Annotated in this window: 1 protein-coding gene; it reads left to right on the top strand. The window is 41.9% G+C overall.

The window, feature by feature from the left end; genetic code table 11:
• Positions 1-251: 251 nt before the first annotated feature.
• Complete coding sequence (locus tag KIV40_RS29825; RefSeq protein ID WP_285352879.1) at positions 252-830, top strand: hypothetical protein; 579 nt, start codon at positions 252-254, stop codon at positions 828-830.
• Positions 831-896: the final 66 nt, after the last annotated feature.

Below are 896 nucleotides of genomic sequence, written 5' to 3'. Positions count from 1 at the left end.
CACATGAACCACCTCCTCCACCGCCACCACCTCCTTCAGTTCTTGATACTATTGAATCCATATATTTTTCTACACAGTACAAAACTGATCACGGCATGGACGGTCAACTAAGAAAGTGAGGCATTGAGTTTAAGCAGCAAGAAGATAATGATCGCTATAGTGTTACAAACATTCTGTGGCAACTTAGACACGACCAGACGCTCAAAACTTGGGTCACTTCAGAACACCAAGAATTTTCAAGAACAACACCGGTGGCAAAACCGTTTATCTCTGGGATACATATTAGGGAAAAAGGAGGCGCAGACCACTATTTCGAACCAAAAACTTCCTTTTGTCACAATAGGATTGGTGGTAAAGGTAATCCACCCTCTGTCTTTAAGCTGCCATCGAGTGGTCTTAAAAAGGTCAACTCAAAGCCTCAAGCAGTATCTCCAGACATCCAACCAAATGTCAGTATGGTTAAAGATGGGTTGAAACGAGTGGGTTACTATACTTTAGACTTAACTGAGAATGAATATATTGCGCTGGGGCAACCACGAACCGTTACATTCAAGTGGAAATATGGCGAGTTCGGAGAACTCCAATCAAACAGTACGTCAGTGAAGTTCGATTCAGGACAAGCATATGCTCGTTTTCGCTACAGAACCGGTGCGAAATCAAAAGTGTCTGGGAATTTTAAGCCTTTTTGCTTAGATTGGACTCAATTACAAGGTGACCTATATATCGACACCTATGTGATACGTAGTGGTAATTCGTTATGCGACCAAACTTCTGACGGTAAGGCAACGACAGAAACGCTTTACTTTTATTCTCATGAAAGTGCCGAATAGCTCAATTTGATCCGTGAGTATACTAACTTAGCTTCGCTAATCATGATAAGTAAAAGCTCCTGTCAG

The organism is Vibrio sp. D173a (genome assembly GCF_030248475.1).
Note: the sequence above shows the minus strand (reverse complement) of the source record. Positions and strands in the feature narration are given on the sequence as shown.